At 31.2% G+C, this 24,914-nt stretch carries 24 protein-coding genes and 5 tRNA genes; 11 read left to right on the plus strand and 18 right to left on the minus strand.

The window, feature by feature from the left end:
• Positions 1-14 precede the first annotated feature (14 nt).
• The 12 genes from rpoC to AC5SL4_RS03710 all read right to left on the minus strand — a co-directional run bounded on the left by rpoC (position 15) and on the right by AC5SL4_RS03710 (position 12,614).
• Positions 15-4,184 carry a DNA-directed RNA polymerase subunit beta' gene (gene rpoC, locus AC5SL4_RS03655; protein WP_494587087.1) on the minus strand — a complete coding sequence of 1,390 codons (4,170 nt, stop codon included), beginning with the start codon at positions 4,182-4,184 and terminating at the stop codon, positions 15-17.
• 2 nt (positions 4,185-4,186) lie between these two features.
• Complete coding sequence (gene rpoB / locus AC5SL4_RS03660; protein WP_494587089.1) at positions 4,187-8,278, minus strand: DNA-directed RNA polymerase subunit beta; 4,092 nt, start codon at positions 8,276-8,278, stop codon at positions 4,187-4,189.
• Between the two features lie 55 nt (positions 8,279-8,333).
• Complete coding sequence (gene rplL / locus AC5SL4_RS03665) at positions 8,334-8,699, minus strand: 50S ribosomal protein L7/L12 (protein WP_006996804.1); 366 nt, start codon at positions 8,697-8,699, stop codon at positions 8,334-8,336.
• Positions 8,700-8,726: 27 nt separating this feature from the next.
• Positions 8,727-9,227: a 50S ribosomal protein L10 gene (gene rplJ, locus AC5SL4_RS03670; protein WP_006996803.1), complete on the minus strand. Its 501-nt coding sequence runs from the start codon at positions 9,225-9,227 to the stop codon at positions 8,727-8,729.
• A 5-nt stretch (positions 9,228-9,232) separates the two neighbouring features.
• Positions 9,233-9,922: a 50S ribosomal protein L1 gene (rplA, locus tag AC5SL4_RS03675; protein WP_011282160.1), complete on the minus strand. Its 690-nt coding sequence runs from the start codon at positions 9,920-9,922 to the stop codon at positions 9,233-9,235.
• The gene (rplK, locus tag AC5SL4_RS03680) at positions 9,922-10,347 is read right to left on the minus strand and encodes a 50S ribosomal protein L11 (RefSeq protein WP_006996801.1); all 426 of its coding nucleotides are present in this window, start codon (positions 10,345-10,347) and stop codon (positions 9,922-9,924) included. The genes rplA and rplK overlap by 1 nt, the downstream gene beginning before the upstream one ends.
• A complete protein-coding gene (gene nusG, locus AC5SL4_RS03685) occupies positions 10,347-10,877 on the minus strand; it encodes a transcription termination/antitermination protein NusG (protein ID WP_006996800.1) in 531 nt (176 codons plus the stop codon). The genes rplK and nusG overlap by 1 nt, the downstream gene beginning before the upstream one ends.
• Positions 10,877-11,068, minus strand: coding sequence for a preprotein translocase subunit SecE (gene secE, locus AC5SL4_RS03690; protein ID WP_006996799.1), 192 nt, complete (start codon positions 11,066-11,068; stop codon positions 10,877-10,879). The genes nusG and secE overlap by 1 nt, the downstream gene beginning before the upstream one ends.
• 19 nt (positions 11,069-11,087) lie before the next feature.
• A tRNA-Trp gene (locus AC5SL4_RS03695) sits at positions 11,088-11,163 on the minus strand.
• A gap of 7 nt (positions 11,164-11,170) precedes the next feature.
• A complete protein-coding gene (gene tuf, locus AC5SL4_RS03700; RefSeq protein WP_006996798.1) occupies positions 11,171-12,361 on the minus strand; it encodes an elongation factor Tu in 1,191 nt (396 codons plus the stop codon).
• Between the two features lie 47 nt (positions 12,362-12,408).
• Positions 12,409-12,482 (minus strand) — tRNA-Gly (locus tag AC5SL4_RS03705).
• A gap of 46 nt (positions 12,483-12,528) precedes the next feature.
• Positions 12,529-12,614 (minus strand) — tRNA-Tyr (locus tag AC5SL4_RS03710).
• A gap of 131 nt (positions 12,615-12,745) precedes the next feature.
• Between AC5SL4_RS03710 and rlmB the strand changes: the two genes are divergently transcribed.
• Both rlmB and AC5SL4_RS03720 read left to right on the plus strand, forming a co-directional pair.
• Complete coding sequence (gene rlmB, locus AC5SL4_RS03715) at positions 12,746-13,489, plus strand: 23S rRNA (guanosine(2251)-2'-O)-methyltransferase RlmB (protein ID WP_006996797.1); 744 nt, start codon at positions 12,746-12,748, stop codon at positions 13,487-13,489.
• A 33-nt stretch (positions 13,490-13,522) separates the two neighbouring features.
• Positions 13,523-13,598, plus strand: a tRNA-Thr gene (locus AC5SL4_RS03720).
• A 4-nt stretch (positions 13,599-13,602) separates the two neighbouring features.
• Here AC5SL4_RS03720 and AC5SL4_RS03725 read toward each other — a convergent pair.
• The 4 genes from AC5SL4_RS03725 to AC5SL4_RS03740 form a co-directional block, all read right to left on the minus strand.
• On the minus strand, positions 13,603-14,382 hold the full coding sequence (locus AC5SL4_RS03725; protein ID WP_006996796.1) for an NAD kinase: 780 nt from the start codon (positions 14,380-14,382) through the stop codon (positions 13,603-13,605).
• A gap of 4 nt (positions 14,383-14,386) precedes the next feature.
• Positions 14,387-14,471, minus strand: a tRNA-Leu gene (locus tag AC5SL4_RS03730).
• Positions 14,472-14,550: 79 nt separating this feature from the next.
• Positions 14,551-14,952 (minus strand): gamma-glutamylcyclotransferase family protein, encoded by a 402-nt coding sequence (locus AC5SL4_RS03735; RefSeq protein ID WP_011282161.1) that lies wholly within the window; start codon positions 14,950-14,952, stop codon positions 14,551-14,553.
• A 4-nt stretch (positions 14,953-14,956) separates the two neighbouring features.
• A complete protein-coding gene (locus tag AC5SL4_RS03740) occupies positions 14,957-15,706 on the minus strand; it encodes a competence/damage-inducible protein A (protein WP_018414180.1) in 750 nt (249 codons plus the stop codon).
• A 21-nt stretch (positions 15,707-15,727) separates the two neighbouring features.
• Between AC5SL4_RS03740 and sfsA the strand changes: the two genes are divergently transcribed.
• Genes sfsA through grxD form a run of 9 tightly spaced genes read left to right on the plus strand, consistent with a single transcriptional unit; the run spans position 15,728 to position 22,957 of the window.
• Entirely contained in the window at positions 15,728-16,426 is a 699-nt protein-coding gene (sfsA, locus tag AC5SL4_RS03745) for a DNA/RNA nuclease SfsA (RefSeq protein WP_494587090.1), read from the plus strand.
• Positions 16,419-17,189 (plus strand): type I methionyl aminopeptidase, encoded by a 771-nt coding sequence (gene map, locus AC5SL4_RS03750; RefSeq protein WP_494587091.1) that lies wholly within the window; start codon positions 16,419-16,421, stop codon positions 17,187-17,189. The genes sfsA and map overlap by 8 nt, the downstream gene beginning before the upstream one ends.
• A 3-nt stretch (positions 17,190-17,192) precedes the next feature.
• Positions 17,193-18,485 carry an adenylosuccinate lyase gene (gene purB / locus AC5SL4_RS03755; protein ID WP_006996791.1) on the plus strand — a complete coding sequence of 431 codons (1,293 nt, stop codon included), beginning with the start codon at positions 17,193-17,195 and terminating at the stop codon, positions 18,483-18,485.
• On the plus strand, positions 18,485-19,267 hold the full coding sequence (gene purC / locus AC5SL4_RS03760) for a phosphoribosylaminoimidazolesuccinocarboxamide synthase (protein WP_006996790.1): 783 nt from the start codon (positions 18,485-18,487) through the stop codon (positions 19,265-19,267). The genes purB and purC overlap by 1 nt, the downstream gene beginning before the upstream one ends.
• 1 nt (position 19,268) lies before the next feature.
• Positions 19,269-19,511 carry a phosphoribosylformylglycinamidine synthase subunit PurS gene (gene purS / locus AC5SL4_RS03765; RefSeq protein ID WP_006996789.1) on the plus strand — a complete coding sequence of 81 codons (243 nt, stop codon included), beginning with the start codon at positions 19,269-19,271 and terminating at the stop codon, positions 19,509-19,511.
• 6 nt (positions 19,512-19,517) lie between these two features.
• Positions 19,518-20,201 (plus strand): phosphoribosylformylglycinamidine synthase I, encoded by a 684-nt coding sequence (purQ, locus tag AC5SL4_RS03770; protein ID WP_006996788.1) that lies wholly within the window; start codon positions 19,518-19,520, stop codon positions 20,199-20,201.
• Positions 20,201-22,393, plus strand: coding sequence for a phosphoribosylformylglycinamidine synthase subunit PurL (purL, locus tag AC5SL4_RS03775; RefSeq protein ID WP_494587092.1), 2,193 nt, complete (start codon positions 20,201-20,203; stop codon positions 22,391-22,393). Before purQ ends, purL begins: the two co-directional genes overlap by 1 nt.
• A gap of 1 nt (position 22,394) precedes the next feature.
• Positions 22,395-22,625 (plus strand): BolA/IbaG family iron-sulfur metabolism protein, encoded by a 231-nt coding sequence (locus tag AC5SL4_RS03780; protein WP_006996786.1) that lies wholly within the window; start codon positions 22,395-22,397, stop codon positions 22,623-22,625.
• The gene (gene grxD, locus AC5SL4_RS03785) at positions 22,625-22,957 is read left to right on the plus strand and encodes a Grx4 family monothiol glutaredoxin (protein ID WP_494587093.1); all 333 of its coding nucleotides are present in this window, start codon (positions 22,625-22,627) and stop codon (positions 22,955-22,957) included. Before AC5SL4_RS03780 ends, grxD begins: the two co-directional genes overlap by 1 nt.
• A 4-nt stretch (positions 22,958-22,961) precedes the next feature.
• Here grxD and AC5SL4_RS03790 read toward each other — a convergent pair whose 3' ends face one another.
• Both AC5SL4_RS03790 and rpsD read right to left on the minus strand, forming a co-directional pair.
• The gene (locus tag AC5SL4_RS03790; protein WP_494587094.1) at positions 22,962-24,152 is read right to left on the minus strand and encodes a class I SAM-dependent methyltransferase; all 1,191 of its coding nucleotides are present in this window, start codon (positions 24,150-24,152) and stop codon (positions 22,962-22,964) included.
• A 137-nt stretch (positions 24,153-24,289) separates the two neighbouring features.
• Positions 24,290-24,907, minus strand: a complete 618-nt coding sequence (rpsD, locus tag AC5SL4_RS03795) for a 30S ribosomal protein S4 (RefSeq protein ID WP_006996782.1) — start codon at positions 24,905-24,907, stop codon at positions 24,290-24,292.
• Positions 24,908-24,914 lie beyond the last annotated feature (7 nt).

Consider the following 24,914-nt stretch of genomic DNA (forward strand, 5'->3'; position numbering starts at 1 on the left):
ACGTGTTTTTTTTATTAATTTGCTGGAGTTTCTGAAGCCTCTAAAGGCTCGATTTTCTCTTGCTCAGCTAAGAATTTATTATCAGCATCAATGGCATTCTTATTCCATTTATTCTTAATGTGACCTGTTCCTGCTGGAACTAATCTACCTACAATAACGTTCTCTTTTAAGCCATTTAATGGGTCAACTTTACCTTTAATAGCAGCATCAGTTAAAACTCTAGTAGTTTCTTGGAATGAAGCAGCAGAAATAAATGATTCAGTTTGAAGTGAAGCTTTAGTAATACCCATTAAAACTCTTTCACCAGATGCTGGATTTTTTCCTTCAGCAACTAACTTTTCATTTGTATTATCAAACTTAATTCTGTCAATCATTTCACCAGGTAAGTAAGACGAGTCGCCAGACTCTTTGATTTCAACTTTTTTAAGCATTTGTCTTAATATCGTTTCGATATGTTTGTCGTTAATAATTACACCTTGCAACCTATAAACTTCTTGTACTTGGTTAACAAAGTATTCTGTTAAATCTTTTATACCAAGTATTCTTAAAATATCATGGGGCAACGGTTGTCCATCTAAAAGATACTCACCTTTTTTTATTTTTTCACCTTGGTTAAAATTAATATGTTTACCTTTTGGAATTAGATAATTTGAGGGTTCACCATTATCTGGTTGGATCGAAATTCTTTGTTTTCCTCTAACTTCTTTACCAAATAAAACTTGGCCATCATTTTCTGCAATTATTGCGCTATCTTTTGCTTTTCTAGCTTCAAACAATTCTGCAACACGAGGTAATCCTCCAGTAATATCTTTTGTTTTAGTAGTTTCCTTTGGAAGTCTAGCTATTATGTCACCAGCAAATATTTTTTGACCATCTTTCACTGAAAGAATTGAATCTGGAACTAAATAATATCTGGCTTCATTATCGTCAGCTTTTTTAATAACATTACCTTTATCATCTCTTAAAGTAATTCTTGGTTTCAAATCTGTGTTTTTAGATTGAGCTCTCCAATCAATAACAGATTTAGATGAAATTCCTGTTGCATCATCAGTTGTTTCTTGAATTGAAACACCATCAATTAAATCTACATAACCTGCTATACCACTTTTCTCTGCGATAACTGGAGTTGTATAAGGATCCCATTCACAAATTTTTTCATTTGCTTTAACTTTATCACCATTCTGGAAAAATAATTTCGAGCCGTAAGCAACCTTATAAACAGCAACTTGAACTCCATTATTATCTTCAATTGATAATTGAGTATTTCTTCCCATTACAATTAGATTTTTCTTAGAATCTTCTAAAAGGTTTGAGTTTATAATTTTTAAAGTTCCAGCTGTTTTCGTTACGATCTGAGACTCTTGTTTAACAGAAGCAGTACCACCAACGTGGAAGGTTCTCATTGTTAATTGCGTACCTGGTTCACCAATTGATTGTGCTGAAATCATACCAATTGCCTCACCAACATGAACCATTTTTCCTCTAGATAAATCTCTTCCATAACAGGTAGCACAAACACCAAGTTTAGAGCTACAAGTCATAACTGAATAAGCTTTGATAAATTTAACACCAGCTGCATCAATTTTATCGCAACCAGCTTCATCAATCATTGTTTCTTTTTTAATAACTACTTCACCTGTAATTGGATTTTTTACATCAAAAGCTGTAACTCTACCAAGTGCTCTTTCTGATAAACTAACAACAACATTTCCACCTTCCAAAATTTCTGCTAATTCAATAAACCCTGGATTATCACACTTAATTTTAGATATAGTAAGATCTTGAGCTACGTCACAAAGTCTTCTTGTTAAATAACCCGAGCTTGCAGTTTTCAGGGCTGTATCAGCTAAACCTTTTCTGGCTCCGTGTGTTGAGTTAAAATATTCTAGTGCAGTTAAACCTTCTTTGAAGTTAGAAATAATTGGAGTTTCGATAATTTCACCAGATGGTTTTGCAATAAGACCTCTCATACCAGCCAACTGTTTCATTTGTGCAGCTGAACCTCTGGCTCCACTATCTGCCATCATAAATACTGAGTTAATTTTCATGCCATCAGGAGTACTTTCAGTGGCTGAAATACCTCTCATCATTTCACCAGCAACTTTATCTGTACATTTTGACCAAGCATCAACAACTTTGTTATATTTTTCACCTCTAGTAATTAAACCTTCTGAATATTGATTTTCATAATCTGCAATTAATTTTTTAGTATCTTCAATTAGTTGTCCTTTATTTACAGGAATAACCAAATCATCTTTACCAAAAGAAATACCAGCTTTAAATGCGTGTTTGAAACCTAAATCTTTTAAATGATCACAAAATATAACTGTAGTTTTCTGACCACAAAATCTAAAAACACTATCAATAATCTCTGAAACAGTTTTTTTAGGAAGCAATCTATCAATCATTGAAAAAGTAATATCTTTATGTTTTGGAAGTAAATTAGCTAATAAGAATCTTCCAGCAGTCGTAGTGTGTTTTTCAACTCTTTTGTTGCCTTTCTCATCTAATGTTTCAAATCTAGAAACAATAGTAGAGTGAACTTTTATTTGACCTGTAGATAACGCATGTTCAATTTCATCATTATTTATGAAGTAACCATCTGGCTTTTCAGTTTGAAAAGGCGCTTGAGATAAATAGTAAAGACCTAAGATCATATCCTGACTTGGTACTATTATAGGTTTACCGTTTGATGGACTTAAAATGTTATTTGTTGATAACATTAAAATTCTTGCTTCTAGTTGAGCTTCTAAACTTAGAGGAACGTGAACAGCCATTTGGTCACCATCAAAGTCAGCATTAAAGGCTGCACAACATAAAGGATGAAGTTCAATTGCATCTCCTTCAATTAACTTAGGTTCAAAAGCTTGAACTCCAAGTCTGTGAAGTGTTGGTGCACGGTTTAATAAAACTGGGTGTTCTCTCACAATAAGTTCTAATGCATCCCAAACAGCATTAGTTTCTTTTTCTACCAATTTTTTTGCTTGTTTGATTGTAGAAGCTAATCCTAGTTTATTTAATCTAGCATACAAGAATGGCTTGAATAATTCTAAAGCCATCTTCTTAGGCAAACCACATTCATGCAATTTAAGGTCTGGCCCTACAACAATTACAGATCTTCCTGAATAATCTACTCTTTTTCCTAGTAAGTTTTGTCTAAATCTACCTTGTTTACCTTTAAGCATCTCTGCTAAAGATTTGAGTGGACGTTTACCAGTTCCAGTAATTACTCTTCCTCTACGACCATTATCAAATAATGCATCAACAGATTCTTGAAGCATTCTTTTCTCATTTCTAACAATGATATCTGGAGCCTTTAAATCCATTAATCTCTTAAGACGATTATTTCTGTTTATAACTCTTCTATAAAGGTCATTAAGATCTGATGTAGCAAATCGTCCACCATCTAATGGAACTAAAGGTCTTAATTCAGGTGGTATAACTGGTATTACAGTTAAAATCATCCATTCTGGCTTTTGACCAGTTTCAATAAATGACTCGATCAATTTAAGTCTTTTAATTGATCTTTCTTCATTAACTTTTGATTTTGTTTCTTTAATTGTATTAATTAAAAGCTTTCTTTCAAGCTCAAGATCCATTGATTTAAGAATAGATAAAATTGCTTCAGCTCCAATACCAGCTTCAAATGACTCTTCACCAAATTCGTCTTGGTATTTTGCTAATTCTTCTTCGTTAAGTAATTGATTTTTTTGAAGACCAGTTAAACCAGGCTCGATAACTATGAAGTTTTCGAAATAGAGAACTCTTTCAACTTCTTTTAACTTCATATCAACGGCTAATGAAATTCTACTAGGTAAAGATTTTAAAAACCAAATGTGTGCAACAGGAGTAGCAAGGTTTATGTGACCCATTCTCTCTCTTCTTACATTGGATTTTGTAACTTCAACTCCACATTTTTCACAAATAATACCTCTAAACTTCATACGCTTGTACTTACCGCACAAACATTCGTAATCTTTTATCGGTCCAAAAATTCTAGCACAAAACAAACCATCTTTTTCTGGTCTAAAAGTTCTATAGTTAATAGTTTCAGGTTTTTTAATTTCACCATATGTCCAAGATTTAATTTTTTCAGGGCTAGCTAAAGTAATTTTAATGCTATTAAAATTTTGTGCTTCAGAAACTTCACTATTTTTAAATAAATCTGTTAATTCTTTTTTCATATTTAATTTAACTCTATGTTTAGTGCTAATGATTTAATTTCTTTAACTAGAACGTTGAATGACTCTGGAATACCTGACTCAAAATTCTCTTCACCTTTAACAATCGTTTCGTAAACTTTAACTCTTCCAGCAACATCATCTGACTTGACTGTTAAAATTTCTTGTAATGTGTACGAAGCTCCATACGCTTCAAGAGCCCACACTTCCATTTCACCAAATCTTTGTCCACCAAGTTGTGCTTTACCACCCAATGGCTGCTGTGTAACAAGACTATAAGGACCAGTAGATCTTGCGTGAATTTTATCTTCAACCAAGTGATGCAGTTTAAGCATATAAATAATACCAACAGTTACAGGTCTATCAAACATTTCACCTGTTCTACCATCCCATAAATTAGTTTGACCTGAAGTGGGTAATTTTGCTAACTCAAGCATTTCAGAAACATCTTTTTCTTTAGCTCCATCAAATACTGGAGTTGAAATAGCTATACCATTTTGTAAGTTTTCACATAAATCTGAAAATTCAGTTTTGTTTAATTTATCAATTCCACCATCAAACACTTCTTTACCATAAACAGATTTTAGGAATGATGAAATTTTTTCAGTTTTTTCAAATTTTTTATTATTTTCATTAACCAATCTTTTAACTTCTTCACCAAATTCTTTACAAGCCCAACCAAGGTGAGTTTCTAAGATTTGACCTACGTTCATACGACTTGGAACTCCAAGTGGATTTAATACAATGTCAACAGGTCTTCCATCTTCCCTATAAGGCATATCTTCAACAGGGACAATTTTACTGACTACACCCTTGTTTCCGTGTCTACCCGACATCTTATCACCTGGTCTTAATCTTCTTTTAATCGCAACAAAAACTTTTACCATTTTCATAACACTTGGTAATAAATCATCACCACTTCTAATCTTTAAAACCTTATCTTCGAATCTTTCTTGAATATCTTGTTTTGCTTGATTGTATTGATCTTTTAATTGAGCAATACTCGCTTCATCATTAACATTGCCTACTGTTATTTTGAATACATCGTTAATATTAATTTTATTAATTGTCTCAAGATCAAGTTTGGTACCTTCGTCTAAATCTTTTATTTTTTTAGTTAAAGAAGCTCCTGATAAAATTTGATTAGCTCTTTGTTTTATGCTTCTTTCTAGAATCTCTTCCTCTACAATTTTGTCTTGTTGAACAGTATCAATTTCTGCTCTTTCAATTGTAATAGATCTTTCATCTTTTTCTATACCATGTCTATTAAATACTCTAACATCAACAACCGTTCCACTGCTTCCTCGAGACATCTTTAATGATGTGTCAGTTACATCGATTGCTTTTTCACCAAAAATAGATCTTAATAATTTTTCCTCAGGTCCAGATGCTGAATCTCCTTTAGGTGTAACTTTACCAACTAATATATCGCCAGCTTTTACTTCAGCGCCAATATAAACAATTCCAGATTCATCAAGGTTTTTTAGGGCTTCTTCATTTACATTTGGAATATCCCTAGTGATTTCTTCCTCACCCAATTTTGTATCTCTAGCCATAACTTCATATTCAACAATATGAACTGATGTAAATACATCATCCGTGACACATCTTTCTGAAATTAAAATAGAGTCTTCAAAATTGTAACCTTGCCAAGGCATAAATGCTACTGTCACATTTTTTCCGAGTGCTAACTCACCTAGTTTAGTAGATGGTCCGTCAGCAATAATATCTCCTGATTTAACTTTATCACCTACTCTAACAAGTGGTTTTTGGTTAATACATGTATTTTGGTTTGATCTTTTAAATTTTTGCAGGTTATAAATATCCACACCTGATTTAGTGAAATCCGTTTCTTCAGTTGCTTTGATTACAATTCTTTTTCCATCAATTTTATCTACTATACCATCACGACTAGCAACAATAGTTACACCTGAATCAAGAGCAACATCACTTTCAATTCCAGTACCAACTAAAGGAGACTCTGGTTTTAATAAAGGAACCGCTTGTCTCATCATGTTAGATCCCATTAGAGCTCTGTTTGCATCATCATTTTCTAAGAAAGGGATTAGAGAGGCTGCGACAGAAACTAACTGTTTAGGTGAAACATCAATATAATCAATTTTACTTGGATTTGACAAAACGAAGTTCAAATTTTCTCTACAAGGAACAAGTTCTTCTAAAATTTTTCCAGATTTATCTATTTTTGCATTAGCTTGAGCAATTGTATATTTTGTTTCTTCCATCGCTGAAAGATATTCAACTTTATCTTGAACTACACCGTTTAGAACTTTTTTATAAGGACTTTCAATGAAACCATATTTATTAATTTTAGCATAAGTAGATAAGCTATTAATCAAACCAATATTCGGTCCTTCAGGCGTTTCGATTGGACAAATTCTTCCGTAGTGAGTTGGGTGAACGTCACGTACTTCAAATCCAGCTCTTTCTCTAGTTAATCCACCTGGTCCTAAAGCTGAAACTCTTCTTTTGTGTGTAATTTCTGATAATGGATTTGTTTGATCCATAAATTGAGAAAGTTGTGAACTAACAAAAAAATCTTTAAGAGAAACTGTTAATGGTTTTGCATTAATCAAATCTTGTGGCATTGCTGATTCAATATCAAGAGTTGTCATTTTTTCTTTAATCGCTCTTTCCATTCTGTAAACACCAATACGCGCTTGGTTTTCAACAAGTTCACCAACAGATCTTACTCTTCTGTTGCCCAAATGATCAATATCATCAACTTCATCTTTACCATCTCGTAAATCTAACATTTTATGAACGATAGCAATTATGTCGTCATTTCTTAAAATTGTAATTTTATCAGAACACTCAAGGTTAAGTCTCGAGTTCATCTTAACTCTACCAACATCAGAAAGGTCATATCTATCTGAACTAAAGAATAGGTTATTAAATATCTGTGTAGCTATCTCAACTGTTGGCGGTTCACCTGGTCTTAAAACCTTGTAAATTTCAGTAATTGCATCATTTTTTGAATTATTTTTATCATTTAAGATAGTTGTTAATAAATAAGGTCCTTTATTAATAGAATTAGTAATAGAAATTTCAATTGAGCTAATGTTAGCCTCTAAAATTTGCTTAATAATGGTGTCATTTAACTCTGTACCTATTCCAAAAGTACCTTCTTCTTCATCATCACTAACTTTAACTTCATTATGCAAATATTTTCCAATTAAAGACTCTTGAGATACAAGAATGTCTTTAAGCCCATCTGAAGCTAACTTTTTAGCAGTTAAAAAATTAATTTTATCCCCAAGCTTAATTACAACATTTCCTGTTTTAGCATCAGTAACTTCTTCAGAAAAATTTTTTGCTTTGTAATTTTCAGGATTAAATTTTGTTTTCCATTTACCTGTTTTTGCATCAAATGAATAAGTGTCTTTATCATAAAACTCATCCGCTATTTCTGATTTAGTTAAACCTAAAGCCATCAAAAGAGTTGAAGCAAATATTTTTTTCTTTCTATCAATCTTGAAATATAAAAAATCTTTAACATCGTATTCTAAATCTAACCAAGATCCTCTGTTAGGAATAACTCTACAATTAAATAATAATTTACCACTTGCATGTGATTTGCCTTTATCATGATCAAAGAAAACACCCGGACTTCTGTGCATTTGGTTTACAACAACTCTTTGAACACCGTTTGTTATAAAAGTTCCACTATCAGTCATCATAGGTACTTCACCCATATAAACTTCCTGCTCTTTGGCAGATAAAATATCTTTAGTATTGTTTTCTTGGTCAATTTCGTAAACAACCAATCTTAAAGTACATTTTAGTGCTGACGTAAAAGATAATCCTCTTTGAATACATTCTTCAGTATCAAATTTTGGTTTTTCAAGTCTATAAGAAACGTATTCTAATGTGGCTTTATCATTTAAATCTTCTATCGGAAAAATACTTTTAAAAACTCTATCAAATCCTTTTGATAAATCTCCAGCTTCACTGTCAAAATCAGTAAGTTGTTTGTATGAATTTTTTTGAACTTCAATTAAATTTGGAATAGATAAAGTTTCCGCAAGCTTTCCAAAGCTTTTTCTTACATTTTTCTTTTGAGTAAAAGATAATTGCATTTATTACTAATCGCTGATTAATAAATTAACCAGTTATGAAATCTTTCTAATTAATTTATTTAAGTTCTACTTTTGCGCCAGCTGCTTCCAACTTAGCCTTGATCTCTTCAGCATCTTTTTTGTTTACACCAGACTTAACTTCTTTTGGTGCACCCTCAACTAAATCTTTTGCTTCTTTAAGACCTAAAGATGTTGCTGCTCTAACTTCTTTAATAACATTAATTTTTTTATCACCTGCAGAAATTAACATGATTGTAAAATCATCTTTTGCTTCTTCAGCTGCACCGCCTGCTGCTGCTGCTGGTGCTGCTGCAGCCATAGCTGTAACACCCCACTTTTCTTCAAGCTGTTTTGAAAGTTCAGCTGCTTCAACGACAGTTAAACTTGATAAGTCTTCAATAATTTTGTTTAGATCAGGCATATTTTTTTTTACTCTTTAGGTTGTTTTTTAAGAATTTTCTGGGCTCAAACTACTCATTTTTTCGGATCGTGCAAGTAAAATACTTACTAATTTTGATGCTGGTGTAGCCAAAATTCCGACAAGATTAGCTCTTGCTTCATCAAGTGTTGGTAAATTTGCTACATTTTGAACTGCAGCTTGGTCTAATACCTCATTACCCATAATTCCACCTAAAAGTTTCAAACTTTCGTTTGTTTTGGCAAATTTAGATAAAATTCTAGCTGATATTATCGCGTCATTAGAAAAAGCAACTGCAGTAGCGCCTGTAAATAAATTTGATAGCTCCTTACACTTAGTTTTTTCTAGTGCAATTTTTGTAATTCTATTTTTTGTTATAGTGAACTTAATGCCATGTTCTCTCATTTGCGCTCTAAGTTCATCAAGTTGAGACATTGTAAGTCCTTGGTAGTGAGTTACCATTACAGCTTCATTATTCTGAAACTGTGTTTCCATTTCACTAATATAATTCTTTTTTTGTTCCTTGTTCATCATAACTATATAGCTTTTCCTAATTTAACTTTATACGAAACACCCATGCTTGACGTTATAAAAGTATTTTTTATTAAGTCACCTTTTAAAGTTAGGTTTCCTTTTTCTTTTTCTAAAGTATCTAAAATAGCATGAAAATTTTTAAGTAATTGATCATCATGGAAAGATTTCTTGCCTATACTTACACCAATATTTCCATCTTTATCGTTTCTAATTTCTGCTTGTCCTGATTTAGCATTTGTTACAGCTTGCTTAATGTCCTCTGAAACTGATCCTAATTTTGGGTTAGGCATTAATCCTTTTGGACCTAAAACTTTTCCAAGCTTAGATAATTTAACCATCATACCTGGTGTACAAATTAATTTTTCAAAATTAAGTTCACCAGCTTTAATTTTATCAATAAATTCATCGCTACCAACTATATCAGCGCCAGCATCTTTGGCTTCTTTGGCTTTTGTATCCTCACAAACAACAGCTACTTTCACTTTCTTACCTGTTCCACCAGGTAAGTTAACTACAGTTCTAATATTTACTTCACCTTTTTTTTGTTTGTTGTTCACTTGAAAGCTCAAGTCAATTGATTCATCAAATTTTGTAGTACAATTTTTTTTAACAGTCGCTAATAAATTTTCAATAACATCAGCAGTTAAATCTTTTGTTTTTTCAGGTAATTGTTTAAATCTTTTTGATGGCATTAGTCTTTAACCTCTATCCCCATTGATCTTGCTGATCCTGCAATAATTTTTACCGCTTGCTCAAGATCGTGAGCATTAAGATCTTTCATCTTTTGGGTTGCAATTTCTTCTGCTTGTTTTTTTGTAATTGATCCAGCAATACTTCTGCCTGGCTCTTTAGATCCACCTTTAAGTTTAGCAGCTTCTTTAATAAAATGTGATGCTGGCGGTGATTTAATTTCAAAATCAAATTTTTTATCTTTATATACTGTGATAACTACTGGAATTGGTTTTCCAGCAAATGCTTTTGTTTTATCGTTAAAAGCTTTACAAAATTCCATTATATTAATTCCACGTTGACCTAACGCAGGACCAACTGGCGGTGCTGGATTGGCTTGGCCACCCATAATTTGTAACTTTATATATCCACTAATTTCTTTTGCCATTAACTTGCTTTCTCTACTTGGTTATATTCTAAATCAACTGGTGTTGGTCTTCCAAATATTGAAACTGAAACCTTAAGTCTTGATTTCTCTTCATCTATATCTTCAACCATACCGCTGAATGATGCAAAAGGACCGTCAACGACCTGAACTTTTTCACCAATGCTGTATTCTATACCAGATTTTGGCTGAGCTACACCATCTTTTATTTGTCCTAAAATCTTTTCTATTTCTTTATCTGAAACAGGAACAGGAATGCCCTTTGAACCTAAAAACCCACTCACACGCTTTAAGTTTTTAATTAAATGATAAAGATCATTATCCATTTCACTTTTAATCAAAACATAACCAGGAAAGTATTTCTTTTTTCTCTGAATTCTCTTTCCTCTTTTTACTTCTGTTACATCGTGTGTTGGAACAACAATTTCTTCAATTTTGTCAGAAATTTTTGCTTTTTCAGCTTCTTCCTTAATTAATCCAGCAACTTTATTCTCAAAATTTGAGTGTGATTGAACAATATACCAATTTTTCATTAAATACTTACCTTTAGTAAAGCTTCCAATAAAAATTTAAGTACTTGATCAAGAAGCAAAAAGAAAAGAGACATAATAACTGCCATAGCAAATACCATTAATGCACCTTGCATTGTCTCTTTTCCGGTAGGCCAAGAAACTTTAAAGGCTTCTTGTTTAACTTCTTGGATAAATTTTATCGGGTTTTTCATAATATACTGTTTAGCTTATTGGCAGGAGCGGAGGGAATCGAACCCTCAACCTCCGGTTTTGGAGACCGGCACTCTACCAATTGAGCTACACTCCTATAGAGTTTACTCTATAATTTTAGTTACTACTCCAGCTCCAACTGTTCTACCACCTTCACGAATAGCAAAGTTTAATTTTTCGCTCATCGCAATTGGAGTAATTAATGTAACAGTGAATTTAGCGTCATCACCAGGCATAACCATTTCAGTTCCAGCTGGTAATGTAACTTCTCCAGTTACATCAGTTGTTCTAAAGTAAAACTGAGGTCTGTATTTAGTAAAGAAAGGAGTGTGTCTTCCACCCTCATCTTTTTTAAGTACATAGGCCTGAGCTTCAAATTTAGTGTGTGGTGTAATTGAAGCAGGTTTACAAAGAACTTGTCCTCTTTGAATGTCATCACGTTCAACACCTCTTAATAGTATACCAACGTTATCCCCTGCTTCACCAGAATCTAAAAGTTTTCTGAACATTTCAACACCAGTACAAACTGATTTTTTAGTTGCAGTAACCCCTACAATTTCAACTTCTTCACCAGTTTTAATAACACCAGATTCAATTCTTCCAGTTGCAACAGTTCCTCTACCTGAAATTGAGAAAACATCCTCAACAGGCATTAGGAAAGGTTTGTCAATATCTCTAGTTGGTTGAGGAATAAATTCATCAACAGCTTTCATTAATTCTATAATAGAATTTTTTCCAATTTCTTCATCTCTACCTTCAACAGCAGCTAATGCAGATCCTTTAACGATAGGAGTTTTATCACCTGGATATTTGTATGAAGTTAAAAGTTCTCTAATTTCTTCTTCAACAAGTTCAATCATATCTTTATCATCAACTTGATCTACTTTATTTAAGTAAACAACAATTGCAGGAATACCAACTTGTCTTCCTAAAAGAATGTGTTCTCTAGTTTGAGGCATAGGACCATCAGCAGCATTAACCACTAAGATAGCTCCATCCATTTGAGCTGCACCGGTAATCATGTTTTTTACATAGTCAGCGTGACCTGGGCAATCAACGTGTGCGTAGTGTCTTTTTTCAGTTTCATATTCAACGTGAGCAGTTGAAATTGTAATCCCTCTTTCTTTTTCTTCAGGGGCTTTATCAATCTGATCGTAAGCAACAGCTTTTCCTCCACCAAGTTCTGCTAATGTAATTGTGATAGCAGCTGTTAATGTTGTCTTACCATGGTCGACATGACCAATTGTACCGATGTTACAGTGTGGTTTATTTCTTACGAACTTTTCTTTTGACATTACGTTTTTACCTCAGTTTTAGTTTTATTAATAATTTCTTTTTTTCTTGGAGCGGGTAAAGAGAATCGAACTCTTACATCCAGCTTGGAAGGCTAGCGTTCTACCATTGAACTACACCCGCACAACATCAAGAATAACACTCCATTGTTATAAAAAATTTTATTGATTGGTGGAGGGGGAAAGATTCGAACTTTCGAAGACCGAAGTCAACGGGTTTACAGCCCGCCCCATTTGACCGCTCTGGAACCCCTCCTTTTTGGGGAAGTGTCCCCTTGCTCAATAAAGCTTCAAACAACATGCGTTTTATATATTTTTATTATGCAATTGCAACACGAGATTTACTGTGAAAATGGAGGAAAATACGTATAAAACAAAGATAATTTTATGAATAAATCATCTTTTTTAATCGTTGGTCAACATGCTGTAATTGAGGCTTTAAGAAACCCAAAAAGAAAGGTTTTAAAAGTTTTTTTAACAGAAGAAAGTAAAAAAAATATTCATAGAAAAAACCCAAAGAAGAATGTCCTTGAAGACGTTAAAGTCTATTTTAAATCAAAAAAAGAATTAGATAAGTATACCTCTAAAGATCAAATTATGCACGGTGGGTACATTGCAGAAGTTGAGCATATCGATCAACCCGACTTAAAAGAATTTATAAAAGGAAAAAATGAATTAACATTTGTTTGCATAGATGAAGTAACAGATCCTAGAAATATTGGATCGTTAATTAGAAGTGCTTCTTCATTTCATATAGATGGATTAATAGTTAAAGAAAGACAATTCCCGTCTGATAGTAAGCTTATGTATAAAGCCGCAAGTGGATGCATGGAGCATATTAATATTTTTGAAGTATCAAACATAAATTCAACACTTAAAAATTTAAGAGAAAAGAATTTTTGGGTTTATGGGTTTGATGCAAGAGGAGAAAAAGACTTTACAGAAATTAAATGGGAAGGAAAGAATGTTCTTTTATTTGGATCTGAAGGTTTCGGTATGAGAGAACATACTGGAAAGTACACAGATTTTTTTGTGAAGATTGACATAAATAAGGATGTAGAAAGCTTAAATATCTCAAATAGTGCAGCGATTGTGTTTCATCATTTAAGTTATTTGAAAAAAAATTCTTGATTAGTCTAAGATTTCTTAATAGAAATCGTTTATGCCCTTGTAGCTCAGCTGGTAGAGCAATTGATTTGTAATCAATAGGTCCGCGGTTCGACTCCGTGCGGGGGCACCATCACTTAATTATTTGAAGTTTCTTTACGCGTTTGTTCAATCTTTATTTTTTTGTGAAGACTGTTATTTTTATCATATAATAATTCAAAGCTAATTTTTTTATTGGCTTGAATTTTAATTGTTTTTGCATTTCTAACCTCAAAATTATCTGCAACAGCGCTGATAGGTCTTTTATTTGTATCTAAATTTTTTATTAAAATTTTAGATTTATCACTAATAATTGTACCCTTCCATCTTCTAGGTCTAAAAGGACTAATCGGAGTTACTGCTAGCTTTCTTGAATCTAAATTTAGAATTGGTCCATGTGCTGATAAATTATAAGCCGTACTACCTGCAGGTGTTGAAACTAAAACGCCATCAGAGATTAGATTTTTAATAATATTTTTATTATTAGCAGTAATCGAAATTGATGATGCTTGCTTACTTTGTCTTAATATTGACACCTCATTGATAGCTATTGATTTTTTTGTTTGATTTTTTTTATTAGTCACAGTCATTTGTAGAGGATAAATTTTAACACTATTAGAGATATTCAAATTTTTAATAAAGTTTTCATTAGAAAACTTATTCATCAAAAAACCATAGTTTCCAGAATTAATTCCATAGAAAGGTTTTTTATATTTATGTAATTTTTTTAAAGTTTGAAGCATGAAACCATCTCCTCCTAGAACAATTATTATGTTGGATTTTCTTAAAGATGTAATGTTAACTTTTTTAATAAGAATTGATTTAATCTTAAGAGAGACTTTGGTTTTATCAAATACTAAATATACTTTATCTCTCATTTAGTGGTGCCCTCGGCCAGACTCGAACTGGCACTCCAAAAAGGCACGGATTTTAAGTCCGTTGTGTCTACCAATTTCACCACGAGGGCATGTACTATTTTCATTTGTTTAACTGTTTTTATTTATAACTCAACTTCTTTTTGTTAACAAATCATATCAATATTTTAATTAAGCTTTTAATGCTTTTTTAAGAATACGATTATCTAAATTACAATCTTTATAACCTCTCTTTACAACATTTAAATATCGTTCTGTTGGATATGCAAATAAAGTTTTTTTAGTCATGGTATAGGTCATTACTTTTTTACCATAATAAGTAAAATAATATTTTTTATATAGAACTGGATAATCTTCATAAACATCTAATTTTTTTTCATCACTTTTAGATATTTCAAATAAAGCACCAGGAACAATTGAGTTTTTTTTAGGTTCTATATCAGCAGCTCTATATTTGCTTCTAAAGGTTAGTTTAAAATTAGTTAAATTAATTTTTTTTAAAAAGACACTGTCCTTGCATCTTCTTTTCATTTGAAAATGATTAAGATTACTTCCGTAAGCAAAATAAAGCATTAAACTATCTAACAACTACTTCTATTTTTTTTTGATTAACAAACTCTAATACTTCAGAACTACACTTATCAATTTTAAGTTGGTCTTCAGATCTTATTACTATTGATACGCCTAATTTTCCTGCATGAAAAAATGGGTAACTTCCAATTTCAACATCTTTATTGTTGTCTTGAACATTGGTTAAAGAGTTTGCAATTTCACTTTCAACAGTTTTTAAACTTATTGTATGGCTTAATATTGGATCTCCCCCTACTATCTTGTTTTTTAATCCACCCAACATTGATTTTAAAATTGAAGGAACTCCTGGTAAGCAAAAAACGTTTTCTATATTAAATCCTGGAGCACCACTTGTTGGATTTAATATTAAATTAGCATTACGTGGCATCCATACCATTTTTTGTCGACCTTCATTAAATTCACCTACTTTGTAGTAAGCTTCTAATATTTTAAAAGCTTCTTTATGAATTTCATACTCAAGATTAAATGCTTTAGAAATAGACTGAGCAGTAATATCATCATGAGTTGGTCCTATACCACCAGTTGTAAATACATAATTATTAACTTTTCTTAAATGATTAACGGTCTCAATAATTGTATTTTCTATATCTGGAATAACCCTAACCTCGTTAACTTTTACACCAATTGAGTTTAACCATTGTGCAATTGTGCTGGTATTAGTGTCTTGCGTTCTTCCAGATAGGATCTCATTACCAATAATAAGTATTGCTGCATTAAATTTTGTATTTTGGGTCATTATTAAATATACAATTTAAATATGGAATTTACCAAAGCTTTAATAAAAGGCAAACTGATCAAACGTTATAAGAGGTTTTTTGCAGACGTTAAAATTGGCAAGGAAATTGTTACAGCGCATTGCCCTAATACTGGATCTATGAAGGGCTTATTAGATGAAGGAAATGAGGTTTATGTATCTAAAAATGATGACCCAAAAAGAAAATTAAAATATACTCTTGAAATAGTTAAAGTTAAAAAAAATTTAGTTGGTGTTAATACTCATTTTGCAAATAAAATTGCCTTCCATGGTTTAGTAAATAATCTAGTTAAAGAAGTTGCAAACAATGACAGTATCAAGGCTGAGGTATTTTTTGATAAAGAAACACGGTTTGATTTTTTAGTTGAAAAAAATAAACAAAAAATATTTGTAGAAGTTAAAAATGTTACTTTATTCAGAGAAGAAAAAACTGCAGAATTTCCAGATGCCGTTACCACTAGAGGGTCAAAGCATTTAAAAACACTTATAGAGGCAGTTAAAAAGGGCTATAAATCCTATCTATTATTTTTAGTCCAAATAGAGGGTGTGAATAATTTTAAAATAGCAAAAGACATTGATAAAGAATATTATAAAAATTATTTACTTGCAAAAAAAGCTGGAGTTAACTTTTTAGCTTATCAATGTAAAATAAATTCAAAAGAAATTAAAATAGATAAAAAAATTAAAATTAATAATGCCTGATTATTTAGAAAAATTTGAAAAGATGAGAGTTGCTGGAAATCTTGCAGCAAGAACTCTTGATATGCTTACAGATAATATTAAGCCAGGTGTAACTACAGAGTTTGTAGATAAACTAGGATATGAATTTATTAGGGACAACGGTGGTTACTCAGCTCCACTATTTTATAGAGGTTTTAAAAAATCATTATGCACTTCTTTAAATCATGTTGTCTGTCACGGTATACCTTCTGATAGAGTTTTAGTTGAAGGTGATGCCTTAAATGTTGATGTAACAGCTATAGTTGATGAACATTATGGTGATACAAGTCGAATGTTTTGTGTTGGAAAAACTCCTATTAAAGTTAATAACTTAATTGATGCTACATACGAGTCGATGATGAGAGCAATTAATTTATTAAAGCCAGGATTAAAATTGGGTGACATTGGATATGAAATACAATCTTTTGTTGAAAAAAAAGGCTACTCTGTTGTTAGAGATTTTTGTGGTCATGGAATAAGCACAACATTCCACGAACCACCTAATATTTTACATTATGGAAGAAGAAATACAGGGATGGAACTTAGACCTGGAATGACTTTTACAATTGAGCCTATGATAAATATCGGTGAATGGGATGTGAAGATGCTAAAAGATGGCTGGACAGCAGTTACAAAAGACAAATCTTTATCAGCACAATTTGAGCATACGCTAGGTATTACTCAAAATGGTTATGAAATCTTTACAGAATCTGTTAAAGGTTATTCTAAGCCCCCTTACTTATAATTAATGATTGAACGATATTCTAGAAAACAACTAACTGACATATGGTCAGAACAAAACAAATACCAAATTTGGCTCGATGTAGAGGTTGCAGCAGCAGAAGCCATGGAAAAATTAGGTCAAATTCCTAAAGGTGTTGCATCAGTTGTTAGAAAAAAAGCTAAAATAAACGTTAAAAGAATTCATCAAATTGAGAGTAAAGTTAAGCACGATGTAATAGCATTTTTAACCTCTATTACTGAAAAAGCAGGGATTAAAGCAAGATACCTTCACCAAGGTATGACCTCTTCTGATGTTTTGGATACCAGTTTAAATATTCAATTAGTTCAATCAGGTAAAATTCTACTCAGTGATATTGATCAAATTCTAAAAGTTTTAAAGAAACAAGCCAAAAAATACAAATACACTCCTTGCATGGGTAGAAGTCACGGAATTCACGCTGAACCTATAACTTTTGGTTTAAAATTAGCATCATTTTATGAGGAGTTTAAGAGAAATAGAAAAAGATTAGTTGATGCAATTGATGAAATTTCAACATGCGCAATCTCTGGTGCTGTTGGCACATTTGCAAATATTAATCCTAATGTTGAAAAACATGTAGCAAAAAAACTTGGATTAAAAGTTGAGCCTATATCAACACAGGTAATACCAAGAGATAGGCATGCTTTTTATTTTTCAATTCTTGGAATTATTGCAGGATCAGTTGAAAGAGTTGCAGTTGAGATTAGACATTTACAGAGAACTGAAGTTTATGAAGTGCAAGAGTTTTTTTCAAAGGATCAAAAAGGTTCTTCTGCAATGCCTCATAAAAAAAATCCAATCTTAAGTGAAAATTTAACAGGACTTGCTAGAATGGTTCGAAGTGCTGTTATCCCTGCTCTTGAAAATATTGCACTATGGCATGAAAGAGATATTTCTCACTCAAGTGTTGAAAGAAATATTGGTCCAGACGCAAATATTACCTTAGATTTTGCTTTAGCAAGACTAAGTAATATTTTAGATAAAATGATTGTCTATCCAAAAAAAATGATTGAAAATTTAAATATAACTAAAGGTTTAATTTTTTCACAAGAAGTAATGTTAGAGCTAACAAAATCAGGTTTAAGTAGAGAACAATCTTACAAAATGGTTCAAAATTATGCAAAAAAATGTTTTGCAGAAAATCTAAATTTATTTGATGTTATATCAGATGATAAATTCATAATGGCTAAAATTTCATCAAAAAGATTAAGGGCTATATTCAATTATTCATCGCATTTTAAAAACGTAGATTTAATTTTTAGAAGAGTATTCAAATAATGAAAAAAGGTAAAAAATTATACGAAGGTAAAGCTAAAATAATTTACGCAACATCTGATAAAAATTTGGTTATTCAATATTTCAAAGATGATGCAACTGCTTTTAATAATTTGAAAAAATCAACAATTGAAGGCAAAGGTGTTTTAAACAATAGAATTTCAGAACATATTTTATCAAACTTAACTCAAATTGGGATTAAAAATCATTTAGTAAAAAGACTAAATATGAGAGAACAAATTATCAAATTAGTTGAAATTATACCTATTGAATTCATTGTTCGTAATGTTGCAACAGGCTCTATTACTAAAAGATTAGGTATCGAGGATGGAACAGTTCTAAAACAGCCACTATTAGAGTATTGCCTTAAAGATGATAAATTAGGTGATCCACTTATTGCTGAAGAGCATATTTTAGCTTTTGATTGGGCTACAAAATCTGAATTAGAAAAAGTTAAAAAAATGATTCTTAGAATTAATGATTTTATGATTGGAATGTTTAGAGGAGTTGGGATTAAACTAATTGATTTCAAACTTGAATTTGGAAGACTTAAAGAAAATGGGAAAAATGAGGTTATTCTGGCTGATGAGATTAGTCCTGACACTTGCAGATTATGGGACAGTATTACTGATAAAAAACTAGATAAAGATAGATTTCGTAAAGATTTGGGTGATTTAATACCTGCATATACTGAAGTTGCAAAAAGACTTGGTATATTGCATGAGCAATCAAATTTAAGTGCTGTTAATGTTACAAAGTTAAGATCAGTTAAAAAAAGAAAATAATATGAAAATATCTGTAATTATAACACTTAAAAAAGATGTTTTAGATCCTCAAGGTAAAGTTATCCATCAAACCCTGGACGGTATGGGATTTGAAGGGATTAATGAAGTAAGACAAGGAAAATATTTTGAAATTGACACTAAAGAAGACGATAAGAAAAAAGCTGAAAAAAAAGTTGAAGAAATGTGTAAGAAACTTTTAGCAAACTTAGTGATAGAAGACTTTAAAATTATTGGATCACAATAATAAAAAATGCATTCATCTGTAATAACCTTTCCTGGATCTAATTGTGATAGAGACATGGATGTTGCTTTAAAGAAGTTTGGTTTTAAAAACAAAATGGTTTGGCATGACGATGTTGAGCTGCCAAAAAGTGATTTAGTAGTTTTACCAGGTGGTTTTTCATACGGGGATTACCTTAGATGTGGAAGTATGGCATCAAAATCAAAAATTATGAAATCGGTTCTAAACTTTGCTCAAGGGGGTGGTAAAGTTATGGGAGTTTGTAATGGGTTTCAAATTTTAGTTGAATCTGGATTACTGCCTGGTGTGCTGCTTAGAAATAAATATTTAGAATTTATTTGCAAAAATGTTTTTGTTAAAGCTAACAATAAAGATAACTCTTATTTTAAAGATGATAAAAAAAACATCTACGAGTTTCATATAGCTCATAATGAGGGAAATTACTTTTGCTCTAATGATCAAATTAAAGAAATTAATGACAATAACCAAATAGCTTTATTTTATTCAGATGAAAACGGAAATGTTAATGAACAATCTAATCCAAATGGTTCATTACAAAATATAGCTGGTGTGTTTAATAAACAAAAAAATGTTTTAGGAATGATGCCTCATCCAGAAAGAATGATAGACCCTGCTCTTTCAGGTGAAGATGGTTCAATTTTTTTTCAAAACTTAATTAATAATTTAAAATAATGATAGTTAACGAACAGCTTGCAATTGATCATGGTTTAAAAAAAGATGAATATAAAAAAATCTGTGATTTGTTAAAAAGAGTTCCCAATATTACTGAGCTTGGTATTTTCTCAGCAATGTGGAATGAGCATTGTTCTTATAAATCTTCAAGATTTCATCTTAAAAACTTACCTACTAAAGGAAAAAACGTAATTCAAGGTCCTGGTGAAAATGCTGGTGTTATTGATATTGGCGATGATGATGCAATAGTATTTAAAATTGAAAGTCATAATCACCCTTCATTTATTGAACCTTATCAAGGTGCCGCAACGGGTGTTGGTGGAATTATGAGAGATGTCTTTACAATGGGAGCAAGACCAATAGCTAATTTAAACTCAATTCATTTTGGCTCACCTCAGCATAAAAAAACTAAGAATTTATTACGTGGAGTTGTTCACGGTATAGGTGGATATGGTAATTGTATGGGGGTTCCAACAATTGCTGGTCAAACTAGTTTTGACGAATCTTATAATGGTAATATTTTAGTAAATGCTATGACCCTAGGTCATGTAAAAAAAGATAAAATTTTTTATTCAAAAGCTGCAGGTTTAGGGAAACCTGTGATCTATGTTGGTTCAAAAACAGGTCGAGATGGAATTCATGGTGCAAGCATGGCATCAGCTTCATTTGATGATAAAATTGAAGAAAAAAAACCGACTGTTCAAGTTGGTGATCCTTTTACAGAAAAACTATTATTAGAAGCTTGTTTAGAATTAATGGCAGGAGATTCGATTATTGCTATTCAGGATATGGGTGCTGCAGGATTAACTTCTTCAAGTATTGAAATGGCTTCAAAAGGAAATTTAGGAATTGAGATCAATTTAAGTAAAGTTCCTTGTAGAGAGGCAAACATGTCACCTTATGAAATTATGTTATCAGAAAGCCAAGAGCGAATGCTTATTGTTTTAGAAAATGGCAAAGAAGAAATGGCTAAAAAAATATTTGATAAATGGAATTTAGATTTTGCTGTAATTGGTCAAACAACAAAAAGTAAAAAAATTGAACTTTATTTTAATGAAGAAAAAGTAGCAGATATTCCTGTTAACACATTGGTTGAAAACTCACCTATGTATGATCGAAAATGGAAAAAAGCTAAATTACCTAAAAGAATTAAAGTTGATAAAGAACAATTTAAAACCTTAAAAGTAAAAAATGTTTTAAATAAAATATTATCTAATCCAAATGTTTGTAGCAAAGAGTGGATTTGGCAACAATACGATCATACCGTTATGGGTGATACTATTCAAAAACCTGGCGGAGATGCTGGTGTTGTTAGAGTTCATGGTACCAATAAAGCTGTTGCTGCATCTGTAGATTCATCTGCTGTATATTGTTGGGCTCATCCATTGAGTGGTGGAAAGCAAATTGTTTGTGAAAGCTGGAGAAACTTAATTTCAGTTGGTGCTAAACCAATTGCTATTACTAATTGCTTAAATTTTGGTAGTCCTGAAAATGAAGAAAATATGGGTGAGTTTGTTGAGTGTGTTCAAGGTTTAGGGGAAGCGAGTGCTTACTTAGAGTTTCCAGTAGTTTCTGGAAACGTTTCATTTTACAACCAAACTAAAGATATTGGGATTAAACCTACACCAGCAATTGGGGGGGTTGGTTTAATTAAAGATTACCAAAACATGGTTACAATGGATTTAAAAGAAGCTGATAATATACTTTTAGTTATTGGTAAAACTGAAGGTCACTTGGATCAAAGTTTATTTGCAAGAGATATTCTAAATGAAAAAAATGGACCTCCTCCTGAAATTAATCTTTTTAATGAAAAAAATAATGGTGAAACAATTTTAAAGCTTATTGATAAAAAATTTATAAAATCTGCTCACGATGTTTCTTTAGGTGGAATAATTACTGCTCTTTCTAAAATGTGTATTAAAGGTAAAAAAGGTGCAACTCTTAAAAAATCTAATTACTTAATTAATCAATTTGAATACTTATTTGGTGAAGATCAAGGAAGATACATTATTGAAATTAGTAAAGATGATCTAGAAAATGCTACTAAAATACTTCAAGAAAACTCAGTACATTTTGATGAACTTGGGTTAGTAAATGAGGATAGTTTAATAATTGACGACAAGACAAAAGTATCAATTGACGATTTAATTAAATCACATACAAATTGGTTAACGAACTACATGGAAAATTAAAATGGCAATGGATATAAAAGAAGTTGAAACACTCATTAAAGAAGCTTTACCAGATGCTATAATAGAAATTCAAGATCTTGCTGGAGATAGCAATCACTACTCAGCAACGATAACGTCTAAAGAATTTTCAGGAAAAAGTAAAATTGAACAACACAAAATGGTATACAATTCTTTAAAAGGGAAAATGGGTAACGAACTTCATGCATTAGCAATTAAAACAAAGGAACAATAATGGACGATAGCACAAAAAATTTAATTCAAAGTCATATAGACACGAACGAAGTATGTTTATATATGAAAGGAACGCCAGATGCTCCTCAATGTGGATTTTCTATGGCTGTGTCAAATATGTTAAAAATTTTAGAAGTAAATTACAAAGGAATAAATGTTCTTGAGTCTCAGTCTTTGAGAGAAGGTATAAAAGAATTTAGTGACTGGCCTACTATTCCACAAGTTTATATTAAAGGTGAATTTGTTGGTGGCTGTGACATCGTTAAGGAAATGTATGAAAACGGTGAGCTCAAAAAAGTTCTTGAGGATAAAGGAATTAATTTTAAAAAATAATTTATTACTTATAAATATAATCTCTAGTATTAGGAGTTGACATATAGTTCTTTGTTAGTTGGAACTGATAAACAACTTGATCTCCCCATTTAAAAGCACTTTCACAGCTAGCTAAATAAAATTCCCACATCCTAAAAAACTTTTCATCAAACATATTAATTATTTGGATTTTATTTTTAATACAATTTTCTTTCCAGTGCCTTAGAGTGTGAGCATAATGTAATTTAAGAACCTCTATGTCAGATACTATTAATCCAGCTTTCTCAACAGGTGTTACCACCTCACTGAGACTAGGCGTATAACCACCTGGAAAAATATACTTAGTTATCCAAGGGTGTGGGTCTCTAGGAGGATTAACTGAGCCAATAGTGTGAACTAGTGAAACACCATCATCATTAAGCAAATTATTAATCTTCTTAAAAAAATTTTTATAAAACTTCCTACCCACATGTTCAAACATTCCAACACTTACAATTCTATCAAACTTTTCATCTAACTGACGATAATCTATTAATTTAAAGGTAACTTGGTTTTCTAAATTAAGCTTTTTGGCTTTTTTAACACAGTAGTTAAACTGATTTTCAGATAGAGTAATCCCTGTAACTTCACAATTATTACTTTTTGCAATATCAATAGCTAAAGATCCCCAGCCACAACCTATATCAAGAACTTTTTGATTTGGCTTTATATTAAGTTTTTTTATTATGTGTTGTATTTTATTATTTTGAGCATCTTCTAAAGTATCATTTTCATTTATAAAATACCCACACGAGTATTGTTTTTTAGGATCTAAAAATAAACTGTATAAATCATCTGAGAGATCATAATGATGTGCCACATTCATTTTTGATTTTTTTATAAAGTTAAAGTTTGTTAAATATCTATAAGATCCATAAAGCTTATTTATCAACATACTAAAAAAATTTAATTCACCTCTTCCTATATTCATAAGCGCTATATCTAAGAAATCAGTTAAACTTCCGTTTTCAATTTGTATATCTCCATTAGAATAAGCTTCTCCAAAATATAAATCTGGCCTAAAAAATAATTTATAATGGAGTTTCTTATCTAAAATCTTAACTGTAATTGGAGTTTTATTTTTTGGTGTGCCTATGATATATTTATTAGAATTTGCATCAATTAATAAAAAACCATCTTTCTGGAACAATTTATTTAGATATCTTGCCAGTTGCATTTAAAATCTCATAAAAATTTTATTTATAAGAAAAAATATATAATGAATTTATGTAAAATTCACTTAGGATTAATTCACAATTTTATTGGAATTTTAAGAACAATATTAAAAGAATTATTTAAAAAAAAGGATATTTATTATCTAGAGTAATATTCAATTACTAGATTAGGTTCCATTATTACTGGATAAGGAACTTCGTCGAACTTAGGTGTTCTAACAAAAGTAACTTTTTTATTTTTTTCATCTAAATTAATGTATTCAGGAGTTTCTCTTTCTTTACTAGCTAGAGCAATATCAATTATAGCCAACTGTTTAGATTTATCTCTAATTTCAATTATATCTTCTTCTTTAACAACGTAACTTCCAATGTTAACTTTTTTACCGTTAACTCTTACGTGACCATGGTTAATAAGTTGTCTCGCTGAAAATACTGTTGTTGAAAATCTTGCTCTATAAACAACAGAATCTAATCTTCTTTCAAGCAAACCAATTAAATTTTCACCGGTATCCCCTTTTAACATGGTAGCTTTTTTATAAATATTTCTGAATTGTCTTTCGTTAATGTTACCGTAGTAACCTTTTAATTTTTGTTTAGCTTGTAGCTGAATTCCGTAATCAGAAGGTTTTCCTTTTCTACCTTGTCCATGTTGTCCTGGACCATAATCCCTTTTATTAAAAGGACTTTTAGGTCTGCCCCATAGGTTAATTTTTAACCTTCTATCTATTTTATGTTTAGCGCTTATTCTTTTTGTCATTTGATAG

The organism is Candidatus Pelagibacter sp. PS_02, from assembly GCF_059418065.1.

Excerpts from the sequence above, each read along its gene's own strand:
- rpoC (WP_494587087.1), bottom strand. The coding sequence starts at position 4,184 with ATGAAAAAAGAATTAACAGATTTATTTAAAAATAGTGAAGTTTCTGAA.
- purL (WP_494587092.1), top strand. The coding sequence starts at position 20,201 with ATGATAGTTAACGAACAGCTTGCAATTGATCATGGTTTAAAAAAAGAT.
- secE (WP_006996799.1), bottom strand. The coding sequence starts at position 11,068 with ATGAAAAACCCGATAAAATTTATCCAAGAAGTTAAACAAGAAGCCTTT.
- purQ (WP_006996788.1), top strand. The coding sequence starts at position 19,518 with ATGCATTCATCTGTAATAACCTTTCCTGGATCTAATTGTGATAGAGAC.
- rplJ (WP_006996803.1), bottom strand. The coding sequence starts at position 9,227 with ATGAACAAGGAACAAAAAAAGAATTATATTAGTGAAATGGAAACACAG.
- rpoB (WP_494587089.1), bottom strand. The coding sequence starts at position 8,278 with ATGCAATTATCTTTTACTCAAAAGAAAAATGTAAGAAAAAGCTTTGGA.
- AC5SL4_RS03780 (WP_006996786.1), top strand. The coding sequence starts at position 22,395 with ATGGCAATGGATATAAAAGAAGTTGAAACACTCATTAAAGAAGCTTTA.
- purB (WP_006996791.1), top strand. The coding sequence starts at position 17,193 with ATGATTGAACGATATTCTAGAAAACAACTAACTGACATATGGTCAGAA.
- AC5SL4_RS03790 (WP_494587094.1), bottom strand. The coding sequence starts at position 24,152 with ATGCAACTGGCAAGATATCTAAATAAATTGTTCCAGAAAGATGGTTTT.
- tuf (WP_006996798.1), bottom strand. The coding sequence starts at position 12,361 with ATGTCAAAAGAAAAGTTCGTAAGAAATAAACCACACTGTAACATCGGT.
- AC5SL4_RS03725 (WP_006996796.1), bottom strand. The coding sequence starts at position 14,382 with ATGAGAGATAAAGTATATTTAGTATTTGATAAAACCAAAGTCTCTCTT.
- purS (WP_006996789.1), top strand. The coding sequence starts at position 19,269 with ATGAAAATATCTGTAATTATAACACTTAAAAAAGATGTTTTAGATCCT.
- nusG (WP_006996800.1), bottom strand. The coding sequence starts at position 10,877 with ATGAAAAATTGGTATATTGTTCAATCACACTCAAATTTTGAGAATAAA.
- rpsD (WP_006996782.1), bottom strand. The coding sequence starts at position 24,907 with ATGACAAAAAGAATAAGCGCTAAACATAAAATAGATAGAAGGTTAAAA.
- sfsA (WP_494587090.1), top strand. The coding sequence starts at position 15,728 with ATGGAATTTACCAAAGCTTTAATAAAAGGCAAACTGATCAAACGTTAT.
- rlmB (WP_006996797.1), top strand. The coding sequence starts at position 12,746 with ATGAATAAATCATCTTTTTTAATCGTTGGTCAACATGCTGTAATTGAG.
- map (WP_494587091.1), top strand. The coding sequence starts at position 16,419 with ATGCCTGATTATTTAGAAAAATTTGAAAAGATGAGAGTTGCTGGAAAT.
- rplA (WP_011282160.1), bottom strand. The coding sequence starts at position 9,922 with ATGCCATCAAAAAGATTTAAACAATTACCTGAAAAAACAAAAGATTTA.
- AC5SL4_RS03740 (WP_018414180.1), bottom strand. The coding sequence starts at position 15,706 with ATGACCCAAAATACAAAATTTAATGCAGCAATACTTATTATTGGTAAT.
- rplL (WP_006996804.1), bottom strand. The coding sequence starts at position 8,699 with ATGCCTGATCTAAACAAAATTATTGAAGACTTATCAAGTTTAACTGTC.
- AC5SL4_RS03735 (WP_011282161.1), bottom strand. The coding sequence starts at position 14,952 with ATGCTTTATTTTGCTTACGGAAGTAATCTTAATCATTTTCAAATGAAA.
- purC (WP_006996790.1), top strand. The coding sequence starts at position 18,485 with ATGAAAAAAGGTAAAAAATTATACGAAGGTAAAGCTAAAATAATTTAC.
- grxD (WP_494587093.1), top strand. The coding sequence starts at position 22,625 with ATGGACGATAGCACAAAAAATTTAATTCAAAGTCATATAGACACGAAC.
- rplK (WP_006996801.1), bottom strand. The coding sequence starts at position 10,347 with ATGGCAAAAGAAATTAGTGGATATATAAAGTTACAAATTATGGGTGGC.